Raw genomic sequence first — 22,402 nt, forward strand, 5'->3', positions numbered from 1 at the left:
ATTAGTCATAATAGTCAATTGAAAAAGCAGTTTTACACTAATGGCATCTCTTTTTTATTATTCATGATTTTAACAAAATAGCGACAACATGAGTAAATAATCGTTGACATAACAAACATCATTTGGTAAAAATATCAACAATTAAATCTGTAGTGTTAACTGGAATTAGAGTTTTTATGTTTACTAAATTTTTATCTCTCGACCTCAGCCTCCTCCTCGCATCAATTTGCGCGGATAGCTTGTGTGTGGAGTAAATAAGTAATTTAGTAAACAACTCGACAAAATAAACAAGAACCCGCGCAAAAGTGCGGGTTTTTTGTTTTCATAACTTGAAATACCGAGATAGCGCCAAAATATTAATAAGGAATAAACAATGAGCGATCAAGTCATTATTTTTGATACCACATTACGTGATGGTGAACAAGCTTTACAAGCAAGTTTAAGTGTCAAAGAAAAACTACAAATAGCGCTAGCTTTAGAAAGAATGCGTGTGGATGTAATGGAAGTTGGTTTTCCAATCTCATCACCGGGTGATTTCGAATCAGTCCAAACGATTGCTAAAACGATTAAAGATAGCCGTGTTTGTGCGTTATCTCGCTGTATAGATAAAGATATTGATGTTGCAGCTGAAGCGTTAAAGGTTGCTGACCAATTTCGTATTCATACTTTTATGGCAACATCAACCTTACATGTACAAGATAAATTAAAAATGACATTTGATGATGTCGTTGATAGGGCTGTGCACTGTATTAAACGTGCACGTAATTATACTAATGATGTGGAGTTTTCTTGTGAAGATGCAGGCCGTACCCCAATTGATAACCTATGTCGAATTGTTGAAGCAGCGATTAAAGCCGGGGCAAGTACGATCAATATCCCGGATACTGTCGGTTATACTGTTCCTTATCAATTTGGTGGCATTATTCATACCTTATTTGAACGTGTCCCGAACATTGATAAAGCGATTATCTCTGTTCATTGTCATGATGACTTGGGCATGTCGGTGGCTAACTCGATTAGCGCGATTCAAGAAGGTGCTCGTCAAATTGAAGGGGCGATGAATGGATTAGGTGAACGTGCAGGAAATACCGCTTTAGAAGAAGTGATTATGGCGATCAAAGTGCGCCAAAATATCTTAAATGTTCACACCAATATCAATCATCAGGAAATTTATCGTACCAGTCAAATTGTCAGCCAAATTACCAATATGCCAATACCGGCGAATAAAGCCGTTATTGGCAGTAACGCATTTGCCCACTCCTCTGGGATCCATCAAGATGGCATCTTAAAAAATCGTGAAACTTATGAAATTATGACGCCCGAGTCGATCGGTTTAAATCAGATCCAATTAAACCTAACTTCCCGCTCCGGTCGAGCAGCGGTAAAACATCGCTTAGAAGAGTTAGGTTATCAGGATAATGATTATAACTTAGATCAAGTCTATGAGGCGTTTTTAGCGCTGGCAGACAAAAAAGGACAAGTGTTTGATTACGATCTAGAAGCCTTAATTTTTATTAATCAAATAAAAGATGAAAAAGAGCATTATGTTTTAGACTATTTTAATGTTCAATCCGGCTCGACGGTCGTTTCAACCGCATCGGTCAGTTTAATCATCGGCGATCAAAAATTTTCAGATGCAGCTACCGGTAATGGTCCGGTTGATGCAGTGTATCAAGCCATTAACCGTATCACTGGCGAGCCAATTTCAATTATTAAATATCAATTAGCCTCAAAAGGTCAAGGCGAGAACGCTTTAGGTCAAGTTGATATTGTGGCTGATTATAAAGGCCGTAAATTTCATGGTGTGGGGCTGGCAACCGATATTGTTCATTCATCAGCTTTAGCATTAATCAATGTTCTAAATAATGTCTATAGAGCAAATCAAGTTGCGCAAGAAAAACAAAAATTACATCATGATTAAAAACCGAATATTGTTTTGTTCATCGGGAACAAAATAGCAGAATTAAATTAGATTGTTAAGGAATAAGAATATGTCACAAAACTACCATATTGCAGTATTACCGGGTGATGGGATTGGACCAGAAGTGATGAAACAAGCCTATAAAGTGCTTGAAGTGATTCGCCAAAAATATCAGCTTGCTATCACCACCAGTGAGTATGATGTCGGCGGTGCAGCTATCGATGTTCATGGTTGCCCGTTACCTAAAGAGACGCTCGAAGGTTGTGAAAAGGCTGATGCGATTCTATTTGGCTCTGTTGGTGGCCCGAAATGGAGCCACTTACCACCCGATGCGCAACCAGAACGAGGCGCACTATTACCACTTCGCAAACACTTTAAATTATTCGCCAACTTGCGCCCTGCTCGCTTATATCAAGGTTTAGAAGAGCTTTGCCCATTGCGTGCAGATATTGCCTCGCGTGGTTTTGATATCTTATGTATGCGTGAATTAACCGGCGGTATCTATTTTGGCTTGCCAAAAGGTCGAGAAGGCAGCGGTGCACAAGAGCGAGCATTTGACACAGAAGTGTATCACCGTTTTGAAATCGAACGTATTGCCAAAATGGGCTTTGAAGCCGCTCGTTTGCGTCGCAAAAAAGTGACCTCAGTTGATAAAGCTAATGTGTTGCAAACCTCAATTTTATGGCGTGAAGTAGTTAGTCAAGTCGCAAAAGATTATCCGGATGTAGCGCTTGAACATATGTATATTGATAACGCCACTATGCAACTGGTTAAAGATCCTTCCCAATTTGATGTCATTTTATGTTCAAACTTATTCGGCGATATTTTATCAGATGAATGTGCCATGATCACCGGTTCAATGGGAATGTTACCTTCGGCAAGCCTTAACGAACAAGGCTTTGGTCTTTATGAGCCAGCTGGCGGCAGTGCACCGGATATCGCCGGTAAAAATATCGCAAATCCAGCAGCGCAAATTTTATCTTTGGCGTTATTAGTTCGTTATAGCTTAAAACGAGACGATATTGCTAACGCTATTGAAACAGCAGTAAATCAGGCATTAGAAAAAGGTTATCGTACAGCAGATCTTGCCCGTAATGTGCAACCTATATCGACTGATGAAATGGGCGATATTATCTGTAAATTTATTTCGTAAACCGTTTTATGTGACCAAGTTGTGTAATTTTGCTAGTTGGCAATCGGCCTTAAATACGCAATGTTGGTCACCTTAATCTAAGTAAATTAATACGATAAAACTATGTTTTAAGTACCGGTAGTGACAATAACAAGGAATATGCAATGTCGAAAACACTGTATCAAAAAATATATGATGCACACGTCGTTTATCAAGCGCCGAACGAAACACCGATTTTATATATCGATCGTCATTTAGTGCATGAAGTGACGTCCCCACAAGCTTTTGACGGTTTACGTGCCATGAATCGTAAAGTACGTCAGCCTCACAAAACGTTTGCCACCATGGATCATAATACTTCAACCAAAAGTAATGATTTAAATGCCTGTAGTGAAATGGCTCGCATTCAGTTAACCGAATTGGCAAAAAATGCCGAAGAGTTTGGCGTCTCCTTATATGGATTACAAAGCCCATTACGTGGTATTGTGCACGTGGTAGGACCAGAACAAGGTATGACTCTACCCGGTATGACAATTGTTTGTGGCGATTCACATACTGCAACTCATGGCGCATTTGGCGCACTTGCTTTTGGTATCGGCACATCGGAAGTGGAACATGTATTAGCTACCCAAACGTTAAAACAGGGGCGAGCTAAAACCATGAAAATTGAAGTTAAAGGTCAGGTTGCCGACGGCATTACCGCTAAAGATATCATTTTAGCGATTATTGGTAAAACAACCAGTGCTGGTGGTACCGGACATGTGGTTGAGTTTTGCGGTGAAGCTATTAAATCTTTATCAATGGAAGGCCGTATGACATTATGTAATATGGCAATTGAAATGGGCGCTAAGGCCGGTCTGGTAGCACCCGATGAAGTCACATTTGAATACCTAAAAGGTCGCCAATTCTCACCAAAAGGGGAGGATTTTGATAAAGCGGTGGCTTATTGGAAAACCTTAAAAACTGATGAAGGGGCGCATTTTGACAGTGTTGTTACCCTTGAAGGCAAAGACATTGCCCCACAAGTGACATGGGGAACGAATCCCGGTCAAGTTACATCGATTGATGCAACGGTACCAAATCCTGATGATTTTGCTGATCCAATTGAAAAACATTCGGCGCAGCGTGCTTTAACCTATATGGGATTATCTGCCGGTACTAAGATGAGTGATATTAAGATCAATAAAGTCTTTATTGGATCATGTACTAATTCACGTATAGAAGATTTGCGTGCAGCAGCCAAAATTGCTAAGGGGCGTAAAGTCGCCGAAGGCGTACAAGCACTGGTCGTTCCGGGTTCCGGCCCAGTAAAACAACAAGCGGAAGCGGAAGGGTTAGATAAAATTTTTATTGATGCCGGTTTTGAATGGCGATTACCGGGCTGCTCAATGTGTCTGGCGATGAATGATGACAAATTAGCACCGGGCGATCGCTGTGCCTCTACCAGTAATCGTAATTTTGAAGGACGACAAGGTCGTGATGCTCGCACCCATTTAGTCAGTCCGGCCATGGCTGCCGCTGCTGCCATTACCGGGCATTTTACTGATATTCGCAAACCATTTTAAGGAGACTGGTCATGGCTAAATTTACAAAACATACAGGACTGGTCGTTCCTTTAGATGCGGCTAATGTTGATACCGATGCCATTATCCCAAAACAATTTTTACAAAAAGTGACTCGCACCGGCTTTGGTAAACACGCTTTTCATGAATGGCGTTTTTTAGATGACCTAGGCGAACAACCTAATCCCGATTTCGTTTTAAATAAGCCCCGTTATAAAGGCGCCAGTATTTTATTAGCACGTGAAAATTTTGGTTGCGGTTCATCTCGTGAGCATGCACCATGGGCGTTAGCAGATTATGGGTTTAAAACGATTATAGGATCGAGTTTTGCCGATATTTTTTATAACAACTCGTTTAACAATCAATTATTGTTAGTCAATCTTTCAGAGGAAGACATTGATGAACTTTTTAAAATTGTTGAAGCCAATGAGGGGATCGAATTTACAATCGATCTGGTTAACGAAGTTGTGATTGCAGGCGATAAACAATATCCATTTAAAATTGATGCGTTTAAACGCCATTGTTTGTTAAATGGATTAGATAATATTGGTTTAACGCTACAACATGAAGATGCCATTAGTGCATTTGAACATAACATCCCCTCTTTTTTAGCATAAGTGCTTAATTAAGATATCATCGCTTACTATTATTTAAGTGATGATATCTCACCTTTTTTCCACATCAGTTCTTCAGTTTAACTTCTATCTGATAACCACTTCAAGATATACTACCACCACTGGCATTTAGATCAGAAAAATACCAATATTAACTGTTTATAAGGAATAAGGAACATGCAACAAACTTTACAATTTCTATGGAATGATATCCAATACCTATCAATTCCTATTGTTCTTCTGTTTCTCATTATTTTCATTATCTATTTGATACAGCGAAAAGGAAAAGTGGAATACAAAACGCAACTTGTTGAAATTCCGTCGTTAAACCAAAAAGTCATTATTGCCCAATCAAAATTCTTTCAGAAACAAACGAATAAACAAGATTCAATTTTTAAAAAACAATTTTATATCGGTAAAACGCTTAATATTGAAGGCGAAATGCTGACAATCAGTAGAGTAAACAAGATTGCTCAGTTGCAAGAAAACAAGATAGTGTATAAATACATTGTCTACTTTAAAAGATATGAGAATATTGAGTGTGAAAATACAATTCACATTCAACGTCATCCAATCATTAGTAAAGTTGTTATTGACAATCAAACAATTCAACTAATGAAGCATGATCAGAGCATTGAAAATCTTAATTTGTGTAATATTGAATATAATCATACCCATAACAGCATTTGCTTAATACAAAAAACAATCAATCAAGAATCAGATCGCTATAAATTAACCAAAGAGTGTTTTGATCATTTAGCTGATTATCAATATATTGAAGCAATGTTAGATAAGTATGCCAGACGGAATGAATCTGTTGATTTAGAACCAAAGAAAAAAGGGTGCGCAGATTTAGATGACAATGGCGGTCTTTATTTTATGAGGAATTGGCCAGCCTGGATAAGGTGGTTATGTGTTTTACCTGGTTTTATAATTGGCTGTGTAATCGGTTTTTTGAGCGTTTCAATATTCTTTTATATCTTTGCTAACCTAACACATACGCAAAGTAACCCAATAACAATATCTTTAAAAGCCATTTTAGGCTTAATGTTATCCTGTGGATTAGCTGTTTCAGTAGCGTCTTGTGTCGCTCCTGGTTATCGTTATTTAACCAGTATCCTATTCTCTTATTTGATAATGATATTACTGCTAATCTCAATCTATATACTTATTAATTTATTTGAAGCGGAATATGATATAGGTTTGATAATAGTTGGGGTTATATCGGCGATATTTGCTCTACTAATAGTAATAAATAATTACAAAAAATATAACAATAAAATATCACGATGACTGAATTTGATTAAACAATCTAGCGATCATTTTAAATGGTTTATAGGTTGTACTTATCACTTGCAAGTATAGCTATCACTCATAAAGTGATAGCTAAAAATAAATGATATCATTAAAGTTGTTTACGTTGACTGGACGGTGGAATGGATAATGCTTCACGATATTTGGCAACAGTTCGGCGTGCAATAATAATACCCTGCTCTTGAAGAATCGAGACCAGTTTACTATCGCTCAATGGTTTTTTACTATCTTCTGCCGAAATGTATTTTTTTATTAACGCCCGAATTGCCGTTGATGATGCTTCCCCACCTGATTGGGTATTAACATGGCTGGAAAAAAAGAATTTAAGTTCAAATATTCCGCTTGGACATTGCAAATATTTTTGCGTAGTAACACGGGAAATTGTCGATTCATGCATATCAATTGCCAACGCCACATCCGATAAAATCATCGGTTTCATATATTCCTGTCCATATTCAAAAAAAGCTTGTTGATGCTCAACAATAAATTGGCTGACTTTTAATAAAGTTTCATTACGATTTTCAATACTTTTTATAAACCAATTAGCATCTTGCAAATGTGACCGTATATATTGACTATCACTTTCACTGCTTACTTTTTCCATTGCGGCATATTGCTGGTTTATGCGTAAAGACGGTATGGTTTCGTTGTTTAAATCAACAACCCATTTACCTTCACTTTTTTTCACTATCACATCCGGTATAACATAATCAGGCGGCGTCGTGTTGATCGAATCACCAGGATAAGGGTGTAAGTGTTGAATAAAATTCACCGCTTCTTTTAATTGCTCATCACTGGCATTTAACACCTTTTTAAGGGTTCGATAATCCCGTGTGGCCAACAAGTCCAAATAGTTATCAATGATTTGTTTTACTAATGGTGGGGTCGCTAAATGCTGAATTTGAATGGCTAAGCATTCTTGTAAAGTTCTGGCGCCCACGCCAATAGGATCGAAATTCCAAATCCGCTTTAGCACAGCCTCAACTTCATCAAGTTCAATCTCGTCGTTGCCTTGCTCTTCTAAAATTTCTTCAGCGGAAACCGTTAAATATCCTCGGTCATCAATCGCTTCAATAATCGAGGTTGCAATAGCTCTATCTGTGTCACTAAATGGGGTTAAATCAAGTTGCCAATTTAAATAGTCATGTAATGTTTCGTGAGTTTCACCTTGGTATATCGGTAATTCATCGCTACGATAATCCGAGTTAGTGCCGGAGGGCGTTCCGGCAGTATAAATATCCTCGTAGGAAGCATCAAGCGGAATATCTTCCGGGATCTGTTCACTATCTAAAGCTTCTCTGGTATCGATATTTTCATTTAACTCTGCTGACTCTACGTTAATTTCATCATATTGATCATCAACTTCAAGTAATGGATTATTTTCAAGTGCAGTTTGAATCTCTTGCCTTAATTCTAAAGTTGACAACTGTAACATCCGAATTGCTAATTGCAACTGTGGGGTCATCGATAATTGTTGAGAGACTTTCAGTTGTAAACCAGTTTTCATCATAATCTAAATTCATGCCCTAAGTATACGCGTTTGACATACTCGTTACTTAAAATACTATCTGGCGTACCTTCAGCAATCAAATGTCCTTTATTGACAATATAAGCTCGTTCACAAACATCAAGTGTTTCACGTACGTTATGATCAGTAATTAACACTCCTAAGCCGCGATCACGCAAATGCTTAATAATATTTTTAATATCGATAACTGAAATCGGATCAACGCCGGCAAAAGGCTCGTCAAGCAAGATAAATTTTGGGTTAGCTGCTAACGCTCGAGCAATTTCAACCCGGCGACGTTCACCACCGGATAAGGATTGTCCGATACTGTCTCGAATGTGGGTGATATGAAACTCTTCAAGTAACTCTTCTGCCCGATCGATTTTTTCATTTTTATCGATATCATTGCGGGTTTCCAAAATGGCCATGATATTGTCTATAACTGAGAGTTTTCTAAATATGGAGGCTTCTTGAGGCAAGTAGCCAATTCCTTTTTTAGCTCGTTCATGCAACGGTAAAATACTAATATCATGGTCATCAAGATAAATTTTACCTGCATTTAACGTCACGATCCCCACTACCATGTAAAAAGTGGTGGTTTTACCGGCACCATTTGGCCCTAATAAGCCAACAATTTCACCTGAATTAACTGTCAGACTCACATCTTCGACAACACGTCGTTTTTTATAAACTTTTGCTAGATTAACCGCTCTTAATATTGACATATTATTTATTCATCCCTTTTACTTGGCTTGGGATTATAGTAGTTTTTACTCTATTATTTTTACCGGGCTCAGCTACTATCACTTGTTTGTTAACATCATAGGAAATAATAGAACTTTTTATATGATTGTCTTGCTGAATAATTTCGGCATCACCTTGTAAAACAACACTATTTTCTTTTACATTATAGATAATTTGATTAGAATGCCCGGTAACAATTCGGTCATTTTTCGGTAATATTTGCTTAAAGTTAACCGGATTACCGTAACCGGTAATTTTTTGTTTTGATGTATCTTGCATATCAGTAATGGTAACTCTGTCGGCGTTTATGGTTAAACCGTCTTGAACAATGCGCACATTACCACTAAATGTCAGAATATTTTTTTCAATATCAATTTGCTGATTATCAGCATCAATCGTAATAGGCTTGTTGGCAACAAATACTTTTTGATCATCTTTATTAACAGACGTTTTATTAGCGGATTCAACAGCCATAGATCCAAAAGAAACAAATAAAATTAAAAATAGTGAAGAAATAATCTGTTTTTGCGATCTCATGTTTTATTCGGCCTCAGTATGGTAATAGGTTTTGACATTCTCAAGTATTTTAGCTGTTTTTGCCTGCAAATCACCAGCCAACCCTAGCCCGGTTGAATAATATCCAACCCCTTTGATCGTTATTGGGTCTTTTGAGGTGACAAGTTGAGTTGTTAAATCAATAACAGCATTATCAGTTAGTACTTTCTGTAATTGCGCATCAGGTGTTAAGTTAGTTAATTGAACATCGCGATACAGATAGATTTTTTTATCATTAGTTAATGCTGCTCTTTGAGCAGTAATATGCCATGTAGCAGAATTTTCTTGATCATAAAGCGTAACATTGGGCAAATCAAATTCTGTCACTTCAGATGAGTCAAAGTGTTTAACCTTACCCGATTCTATTTTATAGACAATTTCACCCTCTAAATTGTAAACATTGGTTACCATGTTATCACTCTGATAAATTGGCGTGTCAGATAAATTTGCAGTAGATTGCAAAACTTTAGTTTCATCACCTTTCTGGTAATTATAATAAACTCCGATAACCACAATCAGAAGCAATAAACAGATTATATTTTTTTTATTCATGGCATAAGTTAATCACACAAAGAAGATAAATCAGTTTTTCGAAACATCTACAATTGGCTTATTTTACTTTATTTTTCACTAAATTAATATCGGACATTAAAAGAAGTTAAATCATTGAGTGATATTAATTCATCTATATTTATATTCCCTATCCGTGCAGAACGTGGTCCGCCACAGTTAAGCCATTGTATTAACTTTGCTATCTGGGTGGTATCCCCTTGCGCAATAATTTCGACATCACCATTATCTAGATTTTTAACATAACCGACTAAACCAAGTTTTTTGGCTTGTTGATAGGTACAGAATCGAAATCCGACGCCTTGAACTCTACCGCTTACTTGTAATTTAATTTGTTTTATCATGATATCGCCACTGCATCTACGTTTAATAAAAAGTTAACCACTGTTAGGTAGATTGTAAAACTAAAATCAATTTCAATCTAATAAAATAGTGCTAGTGTTTGAAGGTGAGATTATTGAAAAGTTAGTTTCGCTAAATGGATAAAAAAGATCCTAGTTTATTGCATTATGGTTCATGCAAACAGACTAGGATCTTACGATTATTTAATTAAAATTACTAAATAAAAATTTATTAAAATTAATTAGTTGGTTTAGATAAATAAACGATATTACCATTTATTTCACCTTTATTTTTTAACTTAGCATTTTTGAGTGTAACAGTCTCAGTGTCAACTTTACCTAGATCTCGGTTGAAAAAACTGCCGTCAGATACCCTTAAATGTTTTACAGATTTTAACAAGCCATCATTAATAATATCATGAGCTTTCATATTGATTGCATGACCGGTTTGAATTAAACCAGCATTCTCTATCAAACCACCTGAAAAATCAGCTTGCCAACCAGCCGTAATTATACCTTTTGAAGCATTTTTGAATTCTACCGACGACTTAACAATTACATTGTCTTTAGCATTAAGTTTACCAATATTTACTGCCTCTACTTCGTCAATTAGTATCTCATGTGTAGCATCAACCGAGCCAAAATTCATGAATTTATTACCGGTAAGTTTGATATCATAACCTTTCAGGGTACCAAACCAGTTATTGATAAAATAATTGCCCTTCACTACAATTCTATCAGTACCAGTCATTTGACCGTCATTACTTGCGTTTTCAGCATCAATATCAATCACTTTACTCTCCATAACACCATCAACCATACCTTCTCGACCTCTGTTATAGAATTCTTTGCTAGCTTTGATTTTAATCGAATTAGGCGCTTCCATTATTCCGTAATTATCGACAAGTTCTGCATCAATATTAATCTCATTATCGCTTTCAATCTTAGAATCATATGCATTATTAAAGGTGATGCCTTTTAGATTGAATGAGCCATTACTAGAGACCAGAGACTTCCAATTGGTAACATGATCAGTATTAATTGTCAGATTATCTTTAGTATGTATTACGCCTTCATTATGAAATTTTTCTCCGGTTAAAGTGGCATGTTTATTTGCCAATATTCTTCCATCTTTACCATTTTCAACTTCCAATACTTCAGATTCGAAATACCCCTTAGATTTAATCAAACCGTAATTTATAAATTCTTTCCCTTTAACTTTTATACCTTCTAACGCGTTAAATATACCAACATTTTTTACCTTTAAGACATTAATGTTATTAAGATTACCAAGCAAACTACCGTTAGTATCATTATTAAAAATCTTACCTTCAAGATTCATTTTCCCATCGGTATATAAAGTTGCATAATTTGACAGTCTATCAAATTTCATATTTATACTGTCTGTTGCATAAATATACAAATGATTTTCAATCGTATCTGCTTGAATGTCTATATCTTTAGCTGTTATTTGCCCATTTTCCCAACGATTGACAAATTTTTCTGAAGTGATTGACATCTTATTGCCACTTGTTAGCCCGCTAAGATTTAACACATCCGAAATATTGATGTTTAAATTATTTTTCGCTATAACCTGACCTTGGTTATTAAACTCGCGACCTTTTAAGTCAACATTCTCACCGTCTATAATACCATGAGAGATAACAGCTAAATGATCAGAAAAAATATTTACTTTATCGGTTGCTTTAACATTAAAATAGTTTTTAAATATATTGGCCTTAATATCGATATCTTTTGCAAGTATATTACCGTTTTCCCAACGATTGATTAAACGATTTGCAACTATGGATACCTTATTGCCGGCAAATAATTGTCTATAATTTTCTGCATTATCGACCTTAATAGTTATTTGGTTTTTAGCATTAATATTGCCTTCATTTCGGAAAATTACACCTTGTAAAAGAACATTTTCACTTTCGATTAAACCAGGTTCGAAACTATTAAAAAACTCATTGGCTAAAATAGAGACTTGTTTGACGGCAATCATTTTACCTTGGCTTGATAATGTTTGAGTAACTTCAAACTTAATCTCATCTTCAGCATACATTTCACCGGTATTTCTTGAAGTTCTTGTTTTAACTTCAATATTTTTGCCCTTAGTAGTGCCACCTTCACCGTTAGTAAAATTGTTACCTTGTGATGAAACTGTTTGCCCCGCTTGAATTAAACCATCGTTACCTGTCCAGTCACCTGAGTTAAAATTAATATTCTCTCTTGTTTTAATTATTCCATGCACATTATTTTTAATCTCTTTGTTACTAGCAAAAGAAGCACTGCCATTTCGGCTACTGATATAATTTTGGTTTTCAACACCTCTACTTACACTTTTTATAACTATATCGTCAGCTACATCAATTGAGCCTCGATTAAGTATTTGTCCGTCAGCAGAAATATTGAGTTCACCAGCATTAGTCCAAATTTTTCCATCATTACGCACACCAACACCAAGCTCAGTACCGACCATTTTGATTTTATTGGCATACATTCCACCTAGCGCTGAGACATCAACGCCGAATTCTGGCTTACCGGAAGCCGAATCAGCACCTTGTTTTTCGATTTTGCTTAAATCAGCACTGACTTTATTTTTACCAGTGACAACATTTAACTGATTATCAGTCCATAACTCAGCATTAATCGATACACTACGAGAGATAAGATCGGTATAATCTTGACCAGATGCTCGGTAACCATTACCATTGATTTCAATTTTACCACCTTGAACGTCATAACCTTTCAGACTGCCATTTTCGATTATTGGTTTACCAGTAGTTAACGTAGCACGGTCAGCGTTGATAAAACCACAACCATTACAGGTGATACCTGCTGTATTTGCGATAACAACTTGTGCTTTTTGACCGGCAACTTCAACATAACCTTGTAATTGAGACGGATTTTTAGAGTTAACTTCATTAAGAATAATTTTTGCACTATTGGTTAATGATTGGTTACCATTTATTGCTCCGCCTAATTGAGTATTTGAACCATTACGAGAGTTATTAAGGATTACCCCTTCTTTTGAAACATCAAATTGGTTAAATTTGTTATGCGATACACCACCACTAGTTGGTGAGGCAATATCAATTTGTGTAGCACCATTACCTAATTGATGAACGTTTGGACGTTGATTTTGGCTTGCATTTTTATCCACCACAATATTTGACGCATAGCTTGTTCCGGCTACACTCACCAGACCTAAAGCAACATACGATAAGAATACTAATGGCTTTAATGCACTTGTTTTACTCTTACCAGCTAAGTCATTTTGTGAACTGATTGATTTTGTTTTTTTAGCACTTCCCGAAACCGCTTGGTGTGATTTGACAATTTCAGACACAACCACAAACAAGCCACGAGCTTGATTAAAAACAATTCGATATAAATTTTTATTCATAGTATTTTCACCTTTCATCTATTTTATATTGCTCAAATTATGAATTTAAAGAGCAATTTGTTTTAGTAAAACCATTTCCAAACACAAATGACTTAACTGAGTAACTAAAATCAGTTACATCATTTATTCAACGCAATAAAAAACACTATAACTAATTGATATAACAACTAATTATCGTATAAGTACAATTAATCAAATGAATTTTATTCTATTAACTGCCAACTCAATAACTGAATAAGTATCAATGCATTATTGTTGCCATTTAATCCAAATTTATTAGTGAAGTTAACAACGTTAACTATGAAGTAAATTAGAGTATAATTAATTGTTAACTATTCTCTTCAATTCGCTGCTCAAAAAAGGTATTAAAGCCCTACGGACTTATCATTAAAAACTGATTTGTTACTAATTTATGATGTTATAAATTGATATAACACATATTCACTTTTTAATACTGTTTTACCAAAATCAAACTACTTGTATTTATTCTTATATTTTTAACCATACTGCACTAATAAATCATCAAACCTTTTACATCAATTTGATAGCCATTATCATATAATAATCTTTATATGAATAACGGGTCAAAAGGTTTTATGTAAAGTTTCTTTTGCATGTTTCGCATGCTAATATCTATTGATTAAAAATAACAATCTTTGTCAAAAAAATGATAACTCATTATTTTCTAAAGTGTTATTTTTAAGTTTAATTATTTCCTTTTAAAAACACTTACTAACTAATTAATAAGTCCAATTCAAGTAAAACCCTAAAGTTAAATGGTTGGTTTTGAATTTATTCGGTTTGTAAAGTGGTACACCAACAAACAGATCATAATAGATATCAAACTGACGTCCTCTTACACCAACCACTGAGCCAACCAATCGTTTTCCAACCAAATCTTCAGAATTCGCTCCAGACACCTGGCCAGCGTCGAGTCCAAAATAGAGTTGCTGATTGGTTGGCATTTGCCAATTTAACTCATTACGGATATATATCCCATTATCCGCTGTTAACATACGCTCGCCGTCAAACCCACGAACAGTCCAACGACTACCAATTGAAAAACGGTCTGGCGGCGTGAGTTTATTGCGCCTAGTCATTTGCCCACGAGTTTCAAAAATATAAGCAAAATTTTGATTACCTAAGCTAAAGGGCTTATATAAAGACAAATCGAATTTAAAAATATCGGTCAAAGCACTGGCAATACCCACTTCTTCTTCATGCGCTTTTTGCGCACCAAACCAGCGTACCCCTTTTTGGTACCAAAGCCCTAAATCCAACGTCATATTATCGATATAATGACGATGTTGTAGCCCGATTTTCCAATTGGTTGTTTTTCGGCGTTGAATCTCTAGCTCCAAATCTTCCATATAGTTATGTGACTCTCGTAAATTGATGCCATAACTTAATGTTGTTTTTTGGGTTGAGTTACGATGAATGATCCGGCTAATTTGGAAGTTATAGTTTTTACTTCTTCCTTTATATTGATAATCGACAATCCCGGGAATATTTTGATGATAGGTGTTGCCATATATAGTGGCATCAAACATCCAATAACCATATGGAACAGAATAAGAAAATAGATAATCACGTGTTCCATATTTGTGTTTATTTTCCAGATCATGATCACCAGACACATAAAAAGTGTCACTGAGTCCTAACGGATTATCCAGATAAAGAGTTAAACCACCCAAATAACGCCCGGTATCTTTAGTGCCGGAGTTATCTAAAGAAACACCTAATCGCCAATACTTATCTTGGGTACGTTTAATAACAATGTCGGTTTGCCCCTGCTCTTTACTAGGTATTAATTCAATATTGGCAATCGATGTAGGGACGCGTTGTAAATTTTCTAATCCTTGCTCTAATGCACGCAAATTGAGCAAATCCCCGGTTTTTAAAGGAATACTGGTATATAAGCTTGAATGGCTATCACTATCTGAAGTGTAGCTAATATTGCCAACCGTACCTTTTAAGATTAATAGGGTGAATGTACCACTGGTGATATCTTGTTGAGGCGCCACCACGCGAGTTGTTATATAACCATAACTTATAAGCTGATTTTGCAGTTCAGTCATCAATAAATTAAGTCCATTGCTACCTAAACAACGTCCTTCGGCTTGCTGAGCTAAACGATTAAGAGGAATATAAAAAGGTAAGGCATCACGTTCTAATAACTTAACATGATCAATACGAAAACACACCTTTTCTTCTGGAAAGTCAATGCTTTGAACTTTCTTCATGGGAGATTGTAAATTGATATCCGGTGTTTTGGTGGATAAAGCTTCTTCCGTTGCTTTTTGCCTCTCTTGTTGGTAAATGAGTTGTTGATCGCTGACTTTTTGATTTTGTGCCGTTGGTTGAGATACAGCTACCGCATTAAATGACGCAAAAAAACCTGCTAAAATAAGTGATAACTTCCTGATATCTACCATTTTATTTACCATTATTAATATATTGTACTTTTGAGCGTGCCTATGTTAATTCGATTAAATCATTTAGTCTATAAAAAAAAAGTAAAGAATCGAAATCCTTATTAATAGTACGAAAAAGTATAACGTTAATATATGTATTAATAAAAATATGTTATATCGATAAGTTAAATACTTATATTTATGATTTTATTTATATCAACTAATCGACAAACCATTCATTTTTTTGCTGTGAGATAATTTTAATTGTTTGTAATATTGCCGATAAATGTTCATGTTGGGCTTGCGCTGCAAGCTCCGGATCATGATTTTTTAACGCAACTAAAATTTTCTCATGCTGTTTAACCAGATCTTCCGGCTGGGAAATATCACCTAAAGTTAAAAATCTTGCTCTATCCATCATCGCTTTGATATTTTCAACCGTTTCCCATGCCATTTGGCAATCAATGACATTCATTAAAATTTGATGAAATTCATCATCTTTTTGCAAGAAAAAACGAATATCCTTACGTGCATTCGCCTCTTTTTGCTCATCAAGATTTTTCTGTAACAAAGCGATATCTAAATCGCTAATTTCCTGTGCCACTCGTTTAATAATGGCACATTCCACCGCTTCACGAATAAATTGCCCGTCAACCACTTTTTTAATCGATATCTTTGTTACATACGTGCCTCTTTGAGGCAAGATCTGCACTAAACCCGCTTCAGCCAATTTTATAAAAGCTTCACGAACTGGTTGCCGTGAAACATTAAATTGCCCCGAAATCTCTTTTTCTGACAATAAAACGCCCGGTAATACCTGACAAGTGATAATAGCTCTTCTTAACGTGCGATAAATTTGTTGATTAACAGGTTCAGAAATATTTAAGTCAATAGATTTAAACATATACCATTCTTATATAAGCGATTAGATAACCGAGAATAGTAGGGGATTTTTAAATATAAGAAAAGTTTTTTTAAACAATAGCGTTAAATATTGGAAGATAAATCATGATCCATTTACATCGAAATAAAAAGTGTAATGTCTTGCGAGCATTACACTGTCATTATTTGAAATGAAATTAGGCGCTAGGAGAAATTTTGTGCCAATTTTTCAACCGTTTGTTTAGCGCCAATATTACGTAAAGAAATGTAAGCGTCTGTCACGTGATCAATGAATTTTGAGTTATTAGTTAAATCCTCACCAAACACATGAGTTAATGAAAGCAGTGCCTTAACCCGTTCATGATTATCTGCGCTATTGGCAACTAATGCTTTTATTTTATCAACTGAAGGGTCGCATACTTCAATTAAATGACCCGCATCGTCTATGCCACTGACGTAACGCATCCAAGCTGCCACACCCAAAGCTAAGCAATCAAAAGCGGTATTATGCGCCAGATGATAGCGGATCGAATCAAGCATACGTTGAGGTAACTTCAATGTACCATCCATTGCAATTTGCCAAGTACGATGTTTCAATCCGGTATTGCGATAACGGTCAAGCAAGGAATCAGCATATGCCTGTAAATCGACACCTTTAACTTTTAATGTCGGTGCTTGCTCTTGCAACATAAGATGACGAGCAGCTTTGACATAATTTGCATCTTGCATACATTCATCGATATGCCGATATCCACCCAAATAGCCAAGGTAAGCCAAAAAGGAGTGGCTACCATTTAACATACGTAGTTTCATCTCTTCATAAGGTAAAACGTCATTGACCAGCTCAGCCCCTGCTTTTTGCCATTGAGGACGACCGGCGACAAAATTATCTTCAATAACCCATTGTTTAAATGGTTCGCCCGCAATACCGGCAGGATCGTCAATGCCGCCAAGTTGCTGTTGGATTTTTTCCATAGTTTGATTGGTCGCAGCCGGCACAATGCGATCAACCATAGTGGATGGGAAACTGGCATTTTCTTCAATCCATTGTGCCAATTTTGCATCACGCATTTTGGCTAATGCTAACACCACATTTCGTGTGACATGCCCGTTTTCAGGCATATTGTCACAAGACATGACCGTAAAAGCAGGTAAGCCTTTTTCTTGACGTAAACGTAGCGCCTCGACAATTACGCCCGGCACGGTTTTCGGTTTGGTAGGATTGGCTATGTCATACTTGATAAGTTCGTTATGCGTATCGATTGATGCAGTAGTCGGTAAGTAACAGTAGCCTTTCTCAGTAACGGTTATGGAGACAATGGCGATCTCTGGGCGCGTCATCACCTCTAAAACTTTACTGATACCGTCGACATCGGCATGTAGCGCTTGTTTAACCACGCCAACCACCCGTGTTGACCAATCATCATAGGACATCTCGCACACGCTAAATAGATAATCTTGCTGTTTTAGATCTTCAATCTGCTTTTCACCACCAATCAGATTGACTTCACAATAGCCCCAGTCACTACCCTGCTCACTTGCAAGGATATCAGCGTAAACAGCTTGATGAGCCCGATGAAAAGCGCCAAAGCCGAGATGAACAATTTTTGTTTTCAGCTTGTTTCTGTCATAGTTAGGTACCACAACTTGTTGTGGCAGTTGTGATAATGTTTGATTTGATAATCTCATTGTTCTTTTCCACCAAAATTGACTTTATTACGCTGCATCATTTAAGTCAGCTAGATTACGATCTTTTACTTCCGGCATACAGATAGCCGAGATAAGACCAATACACGAGTAAACAATAATCATGACAACAATTGGCCACCAGTCTTGAACTATATTGCAAAAAATACCGGCTAAAATTGGACCAAATCCCACCGCAATAAGACCACCGGCTTCTTTGGAAATCGCCATTTGCGTAAATCGATTTCTGGCGCCAAAAATTTCAGCCATGGTAATGTTTTCTAGAGCAAATAACCCTAATACTGCAATATTATGAATAAGAATCAAACATAACGTAATAGTATTAACTGAATTATCTTTATCAACAATTATCGATAACATCGGATAAGCAAGCAATATCGCTGACAGCGTCATAATAATATAGGGAATACGGCGACCAATTTTATCGGATAACCAACCTAATAAAGGAATGGTAAAAAAGCCAACAATCGAGCTTATCATCAACGCATCTGTTGGGATGCTTTTATTAAATAATAGTGCTTGCACTAAATAACCGGCTAAAAAAGTTTGAATCAATCCGGAATTGCCGGCTTGACCAAAACGCAGTCCGGTGGCCAACCAGAACGATTTGCTTTTAAACATTTCAAGCAAAGAAATAGGTTTAACTGGTTGCTTATCGACTTGTTGATGGCTCTGTTTATCATTTACTTCATCAAATACCGGGCTTTCTTTTAAATTCAAGCGTAACCAAATGGCAAAAATCATCACCACAACACTGGCAATAAACGGCACTCGCCAGCCCCAAGCCACTAACTGATCTTTGTCTAATAAAAAGAACATCAACGCCCATATTGCGGTTGCACTTAATGTACCGCAGTTAGTTCCCATTGCCACCAATGAAGAGACGATTCCTCTTTTCCCCTTTGGTGCATATTCAGCTAACATGGTGCCGGCGCCAGAAATTTCAGCCCCTGCCCCTAAGCCCTGAACAATACGTAAAATAACCAGCATCAACGGGGCAAAAATACCGACTTGCGCATAGGTTGGTAAAACCCCAATTAACGTTGTGCATACGCCCATCATGGTAATAGTAATAAACAGAACTTTTTTTCGACCAATGGCATCCCCCATTCGACCAAACACAAAAGCCCCAATAATTCTAGCCACATAACCAGCACCATAAGTGCCCATTGCCAAAATCAACGCCATGATTGCTGAATGTTCAGGGAAGAATATTTCATGAAAAACCAGTGCTGCCCCTAAAGAGTACAACTGAAAGTCCATAAACTCTAATGCCGTACCAAGCCAACCAGAAACCGCTGCTTTAACCAGATCCGAAGTGTTTCTTTCACTTTTATTATTTCCTATATTACTCATATTCTACTCACTTATAATTTATCTATATAACAAAGTCACGCTTTAGGCTTTGTTTAAAATCACTCAAAAGGTTAATAACACCTTGCAACACGATTTTTGATCTTTCTCGAAAGTCTCTATAGCTTCTGCCACGTTGGTATAATCAAATTGATGCGTGATTAATTTTTGCGGATCGATCAATTTCTTCTTCAACCAATCAATCACAATCGGGAATTTATTGGCATTTAAGCGAGAAGAAAAAACAGATAGCTCTTTACTGGTGATCCCTTGTTGAGTGATTTGGCAAGGATCACTTGAAAAGCCCATAATTAAAATTCTTGCTGCTGGCGAAGCAATGGTGATAGCTTCTTGTAAAATTGATGGATGACAAGCGGCATCAATAATCAGTGTTGGTTTGATATTGCATTTATCGAGTTCATCTTTTAATGCTAAATTGCTGTTATTGATTATGCGATCAGCGCCAGATAATTGCGCCATGTTTAAACGCTCATCGATGCGATCAACAACAATCACTTGTTTAACCTTGTATACGCCTTTAAGTGCTTGCAATGAAGTTAACCCCATTGGACCTGCACCATAAATTAATGCCACATCGTGTTCGGTGGGATACAACTGTCCGGTTGCATTAGCCGCAATAGTAAACGGTTCAATCATAACCGCAAATTCATCACTTATTTCATCAGGAATTGTGTAGGCGTTAGCACTGGGTACCGTTGCATACTGACTAAATCCTCCGTCACGATGAACACCCAGTACTGTTAAGCTTGTGCAAACATTAGGACGACCGACCGAGCACGGATAACAATGTCCACAACTGATAACCGGATCGACCGAAACTCGCTCACCAATTCGGCTACTATCTACATCTTCACCGACCGCATCGATCACACCAAAAAATTCATGCCCAATCACTCTTGGATATTTAGCAAAAGGGTTATGACCACGATAGATATGGCTATCAGAACCGCATATCCCGGCTAATTTGATTTTTACTCTCACCTCACCTTTCGCCGGTTTTGGCAGCTCTCGCTCTTCAATCACCAACTCGTTAGGTTGTTTAATCACTACGCTTTTCATATTTGCTCCTGTTAAATTACCAATTCCATAAAGTGCCGTCTTCTAAACGAGCAATCGGTAAATAAGCGGGGTTATACGGATATTTAGCAGCAAGTTTTTCATCGAAATCGATACCCAATCCCGGTTTGTCACTTGGATGCATATAACCGTCGTTAAACGTCCAATTTGGCGAGAACACCTCGAGCATCTGCTCGGAATATCCCATAAATTCTTGTACGCCAAAGTTCGGTACCCACATATCAAAATGTAGCGCCGCAGCATGACAAATAGGCGATAAATCTGACGGTCCATGTGAGCCAGTTCTGACTTGATAAAGTGCAGCAAAATCAGCAATGCGTCGCATATGTGTGATACCGCCGGCATGAGTTATGGTGGTTCGGATATAGTCAATCAATTGCTCTTCAATCAACTGTTTGCAGTCCCAAATACTGTTGAATACTTCACCCACTGCAATTGGCGTGACAGTATGTTGACGAATCAAGCGAAAACATTCTTGATTTTCTGCCGGTGTGGGATCTTCCATCCAAAATAGTCGGTAATCTTCAACACTTTTACCGAAACGAGCGGCTTCAATCGGCGTTAAGCGGTGGTGCATGTCATGTAATAAATGCTCGTTAAAGCCAAATTTATTGCGAACGGCTTCAAACAATTTAGGGGTAAAATCAAGATATTTATCGGTTGCCCAGAACTGCTCTTCCGGATAATTGCCACGTGTTGCCGGTTCATAGGCCAAATTTTTACCTTTACTTTGACCATATGTTGTTTTCATACCCGGTATACCGCACTGCACCCGAATAGCTTTAAAGCCCATTTCTTTGTGTTTGGCATAATCGTCGAGCGCTTCATCAATACTGGCGCCAGTTGTGTGGCAATAAACCATAACGCCCGTGCGTGAAGCACCGCCCAATAATTGATAGAGTGGCATATTGGCAAGTTTGCCCTTAATATCCCACAGCGCCATATCAATGGCAGATATTGCCGACATCGTAACCGGTCCACGGCGCCAGTAAGCCCCTTTATAAAAGTACTGAAAAATATCCTCAATTTGCTGCGGGTCACGCCCTATGAGTTGCGGACATAGGTGGTCTTTAAGATAAGATGCAACCGATAGCTCACGCCCGTTAAGCGTAGCATCACCAACACCATACACACCTTCATCGGTGGTGATTTTTAGGGTGACAAAGTTCCTTCCCGGACTACATACAAAAACTTCTGCTTTAACTATTTTCATTTCAAACCTCTTTTTTTTGGATTTCTGTGCGATAAAAATAAACACATAAATACTACCATACAA

Annotated in this window: 17 protein-coding genes; 5 read left to right on the forward strand and 12 right to left on the reverse strand. The window is 37.1% G+C overall.

The features are described 5' to 3' along the window. Positions 1 to 373: 373 nt before the first annotated feature. The 5 genes from leuA to GYM74_RS09365 all read left to right on the forward strand — a co-directional run bounded on the left by leuA (position 374) and on the right by GYM74_RS09365 (position 6,522). Complete coding sequence (gene leuA, locus GYM74_RS09345; protein WP_220217953.1) at positions 374 to 1,921, forward strand: 2-isopropylmalate synthase; 1,548 nt, start codon at positions 374 to 376, stop codon at positions 1,919 to 1,921. A gap of 70 nt (positions 1,922 to 1,991) precedes the next feature. Next, positions 1,992 to 3,074 carry a 3-isopropylmalate dehydrogenase gene (gene leuB / locus GYM74_RS09350; protein ID WP_220217954.1) on the forward strand — a complete coding sequence of 361 codons (1,083 nt, stop codon included), beginning with the start codon at positions 1,992 to 1,994 and terminating at the stop codon, positions 3,072 to 3,074. 143 nt (positions 3,075 to 3,217) lie between these two features. Next, positions 3,218 to 4,618 carry a 3-isopropylmalate dehydratase large subunit gene (gene leuC, locus GYM74_RS09355; protein WP_220217955.1) on the forward strand — a complete coding sequence of 467 codons (1,401 nt, stop codon included), beginning with the start codon at positions 3,218 to 3,220 and terminating at the stop codon, positions 4,616 to 4,618. Between the two features lie 11 nt (positions 4,619 to 4,629). After that, positions 4,630 to 5,232: a 3-isopropylmalate dehydratase small subunit gene (gene leuD, locus GYM74_RS09360; RefSeq protein ID WP_220217956.1), complete on the forward strand. Its 603-nt coding sequence runs from the start codon at positions 4,630 to 4,632 to the stop codon at positions 5,230 to 5,232. 174 nt (positions 5,233 to 5,406) lie between these two features. Then, entirely contained in the window at positions 5,407 to 6,522 is a 1,116-nt protein-coding gene (locus GYM74_RS09365) for a hypothetical protein (RefSeq protein WP_220217957.1), read from the forward strand. 112 nt (positions 6,523 to 6,634) lie between these two features. Here the strand turns inward: GYM74_RS09365 and GYM74_RS09370 are convergent, their stop codons facing one another. The 12 genes from GYM74_RS09370 to manD all read right to left on the reverse strand — a co-directional run bounded on the left by GYM74_RS09370 (position 6,635) and on the right by manD (position 22,339). Beyond that, positions 6,635 to 8,050, reverse strand: coding sequence for an RNA polymerase factor sigma-54 (locus GYM74_RS09370; RefSeq protein WP_305054795.1), 1,416 nt, complete (start codon positions 8,048 to 8,050; stop codon positions 6,635 to 6,637). Further along, positions 8,050 to 8,775, reverse strand: a complete 726-nt coding sequence (gene lptB / locus GYM74_RS09375; protein WP_220217959.1) for an LPS export ABC transporter ATP-binding protein — start codon at positions 8,773 to 8,775, stop codon at positions 8,050 to 8,052. Before lptB ends, GYM74_RS09370 begins: the two co-directional genes overlap by 1 nt. Before the next feature lies 1 nt (position 8,776). Continuing rightward, on the reverse strand, positions 8,777 to 9,331 hold the full coding sequence (gene lptA / locus GYM74_RS09380; RefSeq protein WP_220217960.1) for a lipopolysaccharide transport periplasmic protein LptA: 555 nt from the start codon (positions 9,329 to 9,331) through the stop codon (positions 8,777 to 8,779). A gap of 3 nt (positions 9,332 to 9,334) precedes the next feature. Further along, positions 9,335 to 9,901 carry an LPS export ABC transporter periplasmic protein LptC gene (gene lptC, locus GYM74_RS09385; RefSeq protein WP_220217961.1) on the reverse strand — a complete coding sequence of 189 codons (567 nt, stop codon included), beginning with the start codon at positions 9,899 to 9,901 and terminating at the stop codon, positions 9,335 to 9,337. An 83-nt stretch (positions 9,902 to 9,984) separates the two neighbouring features. Next, positions 9,985 to 10,263, reverse strand: coding sequence for an acylphosphatase (gene yccX, locus GYM74_RS09390; protein WP_220217962.1), 279 nt, complete (start codon positions 10,261 to 10,263; stop codon positions 9,985 to 9,987). Between the two features lie 235 nt (positions 10,264 to 10,498). After that, positions 10,499 to 13,672: a filamentous hemagglutinin N-terminal domain-containing protein gene (locus GYM74_RS09395; protein WP_220217963.1), complete on the reverse strand. Its 3,174-nt coding sequence runs from the start codon at positions 13,670 to 13,672 to the stop codon at positions 10,499 to 10,501. A 740-nt stretch (positions 13,673 to 14,412) separates the two neighbouring features. Beyond that, positions 14,413 to 16,107: a ShlB/FhaC/HecB family hemolysin secretion/activation protein gene (locus GYM74_RS09400; RefSeq protein ID WP_220217964.1), complete on the reverse strand. Its 1,695-nt coding sequence runs from the start codon at positions 16,105 to 16,107 to the stop codon at positions 14,413 to 14,415. A 199-nt stretch (positions 16,108 to 16,306) separates the two neighbouring features. Next, positions 16,307 to 16,990, reverse strand: coding sequence for a GntR family transcriptional regulator (locus GYM74_RS09405; protein ID WP_220217965.1), 684 nt, complete (start codon positions 16,988 to 16,990; stop codon positions 16,307 to 16,309). 182 nt (positions 16,991 to 17,172) lie between these two features. Further along, a complete protein-coding gene (locus GYM74_RS09410; RefSeq protein WP_220217966.1) occupies positions 17,173 to 18,657 on the reverse strand; it encodes a mannitol dehydrogenase family protein in 1,485 nt (494 codons plus the stop codon). A gap of 27 nt (positions 18,658 to 18,684) precedes the next feature. After that, positions 18,685 to 20,031, reverse strand: a complete 1,347-nt coding sequence (locus tag GYM74_RS09415; protein ID WP_220217967.1) for an MFS transporter — start codon at positions 20,029 to 20,031, stop codon at positions 18,685 to 18,687. Between the two features lie 63 nt (positions 20,032 to 20,094). Further along, the gene (locus GYM74_RS09420) at positions 20,095 to 21,108 is read right to left on the reverse strand and encodes a Zn-dependent oxidoreductase (RefSeq protein WP_220217968.1); all 1,014 of its coding nucleotides are present in this window, start codon (positions 21,106 to 21,108) and stop codon (positions 20,095 to 20,097) included. Positions 21,109 to 21,124: 16 nt separating this feature from the next. After that, positions 21,125 to 22,339 carry a D-mannonate dehydratase ManD gene (manD, locus tag GYM74_RS09425; RefSeq protein ID WP_220217969.1) on the reverse strand — a complete coding sequence of 405 codons (1,215 nt, stop codon included), beginning with the start codon at positions 22,337 to 22,339 and terminating at the stop codon, positions 21,125 to 21,127. Positions 22,340 to 22,402 lie beyond the last annotated feature (63 nt).

It is taken from the genome of Gilliamella sp. ESL0405, assembly GCF_019469205.1.
Taxonomy (GTDB): Bacteria; Pseudomonadota; Gammaproteobacteria; order Enterobacterales; family Orbaceae; genus Gilliamella.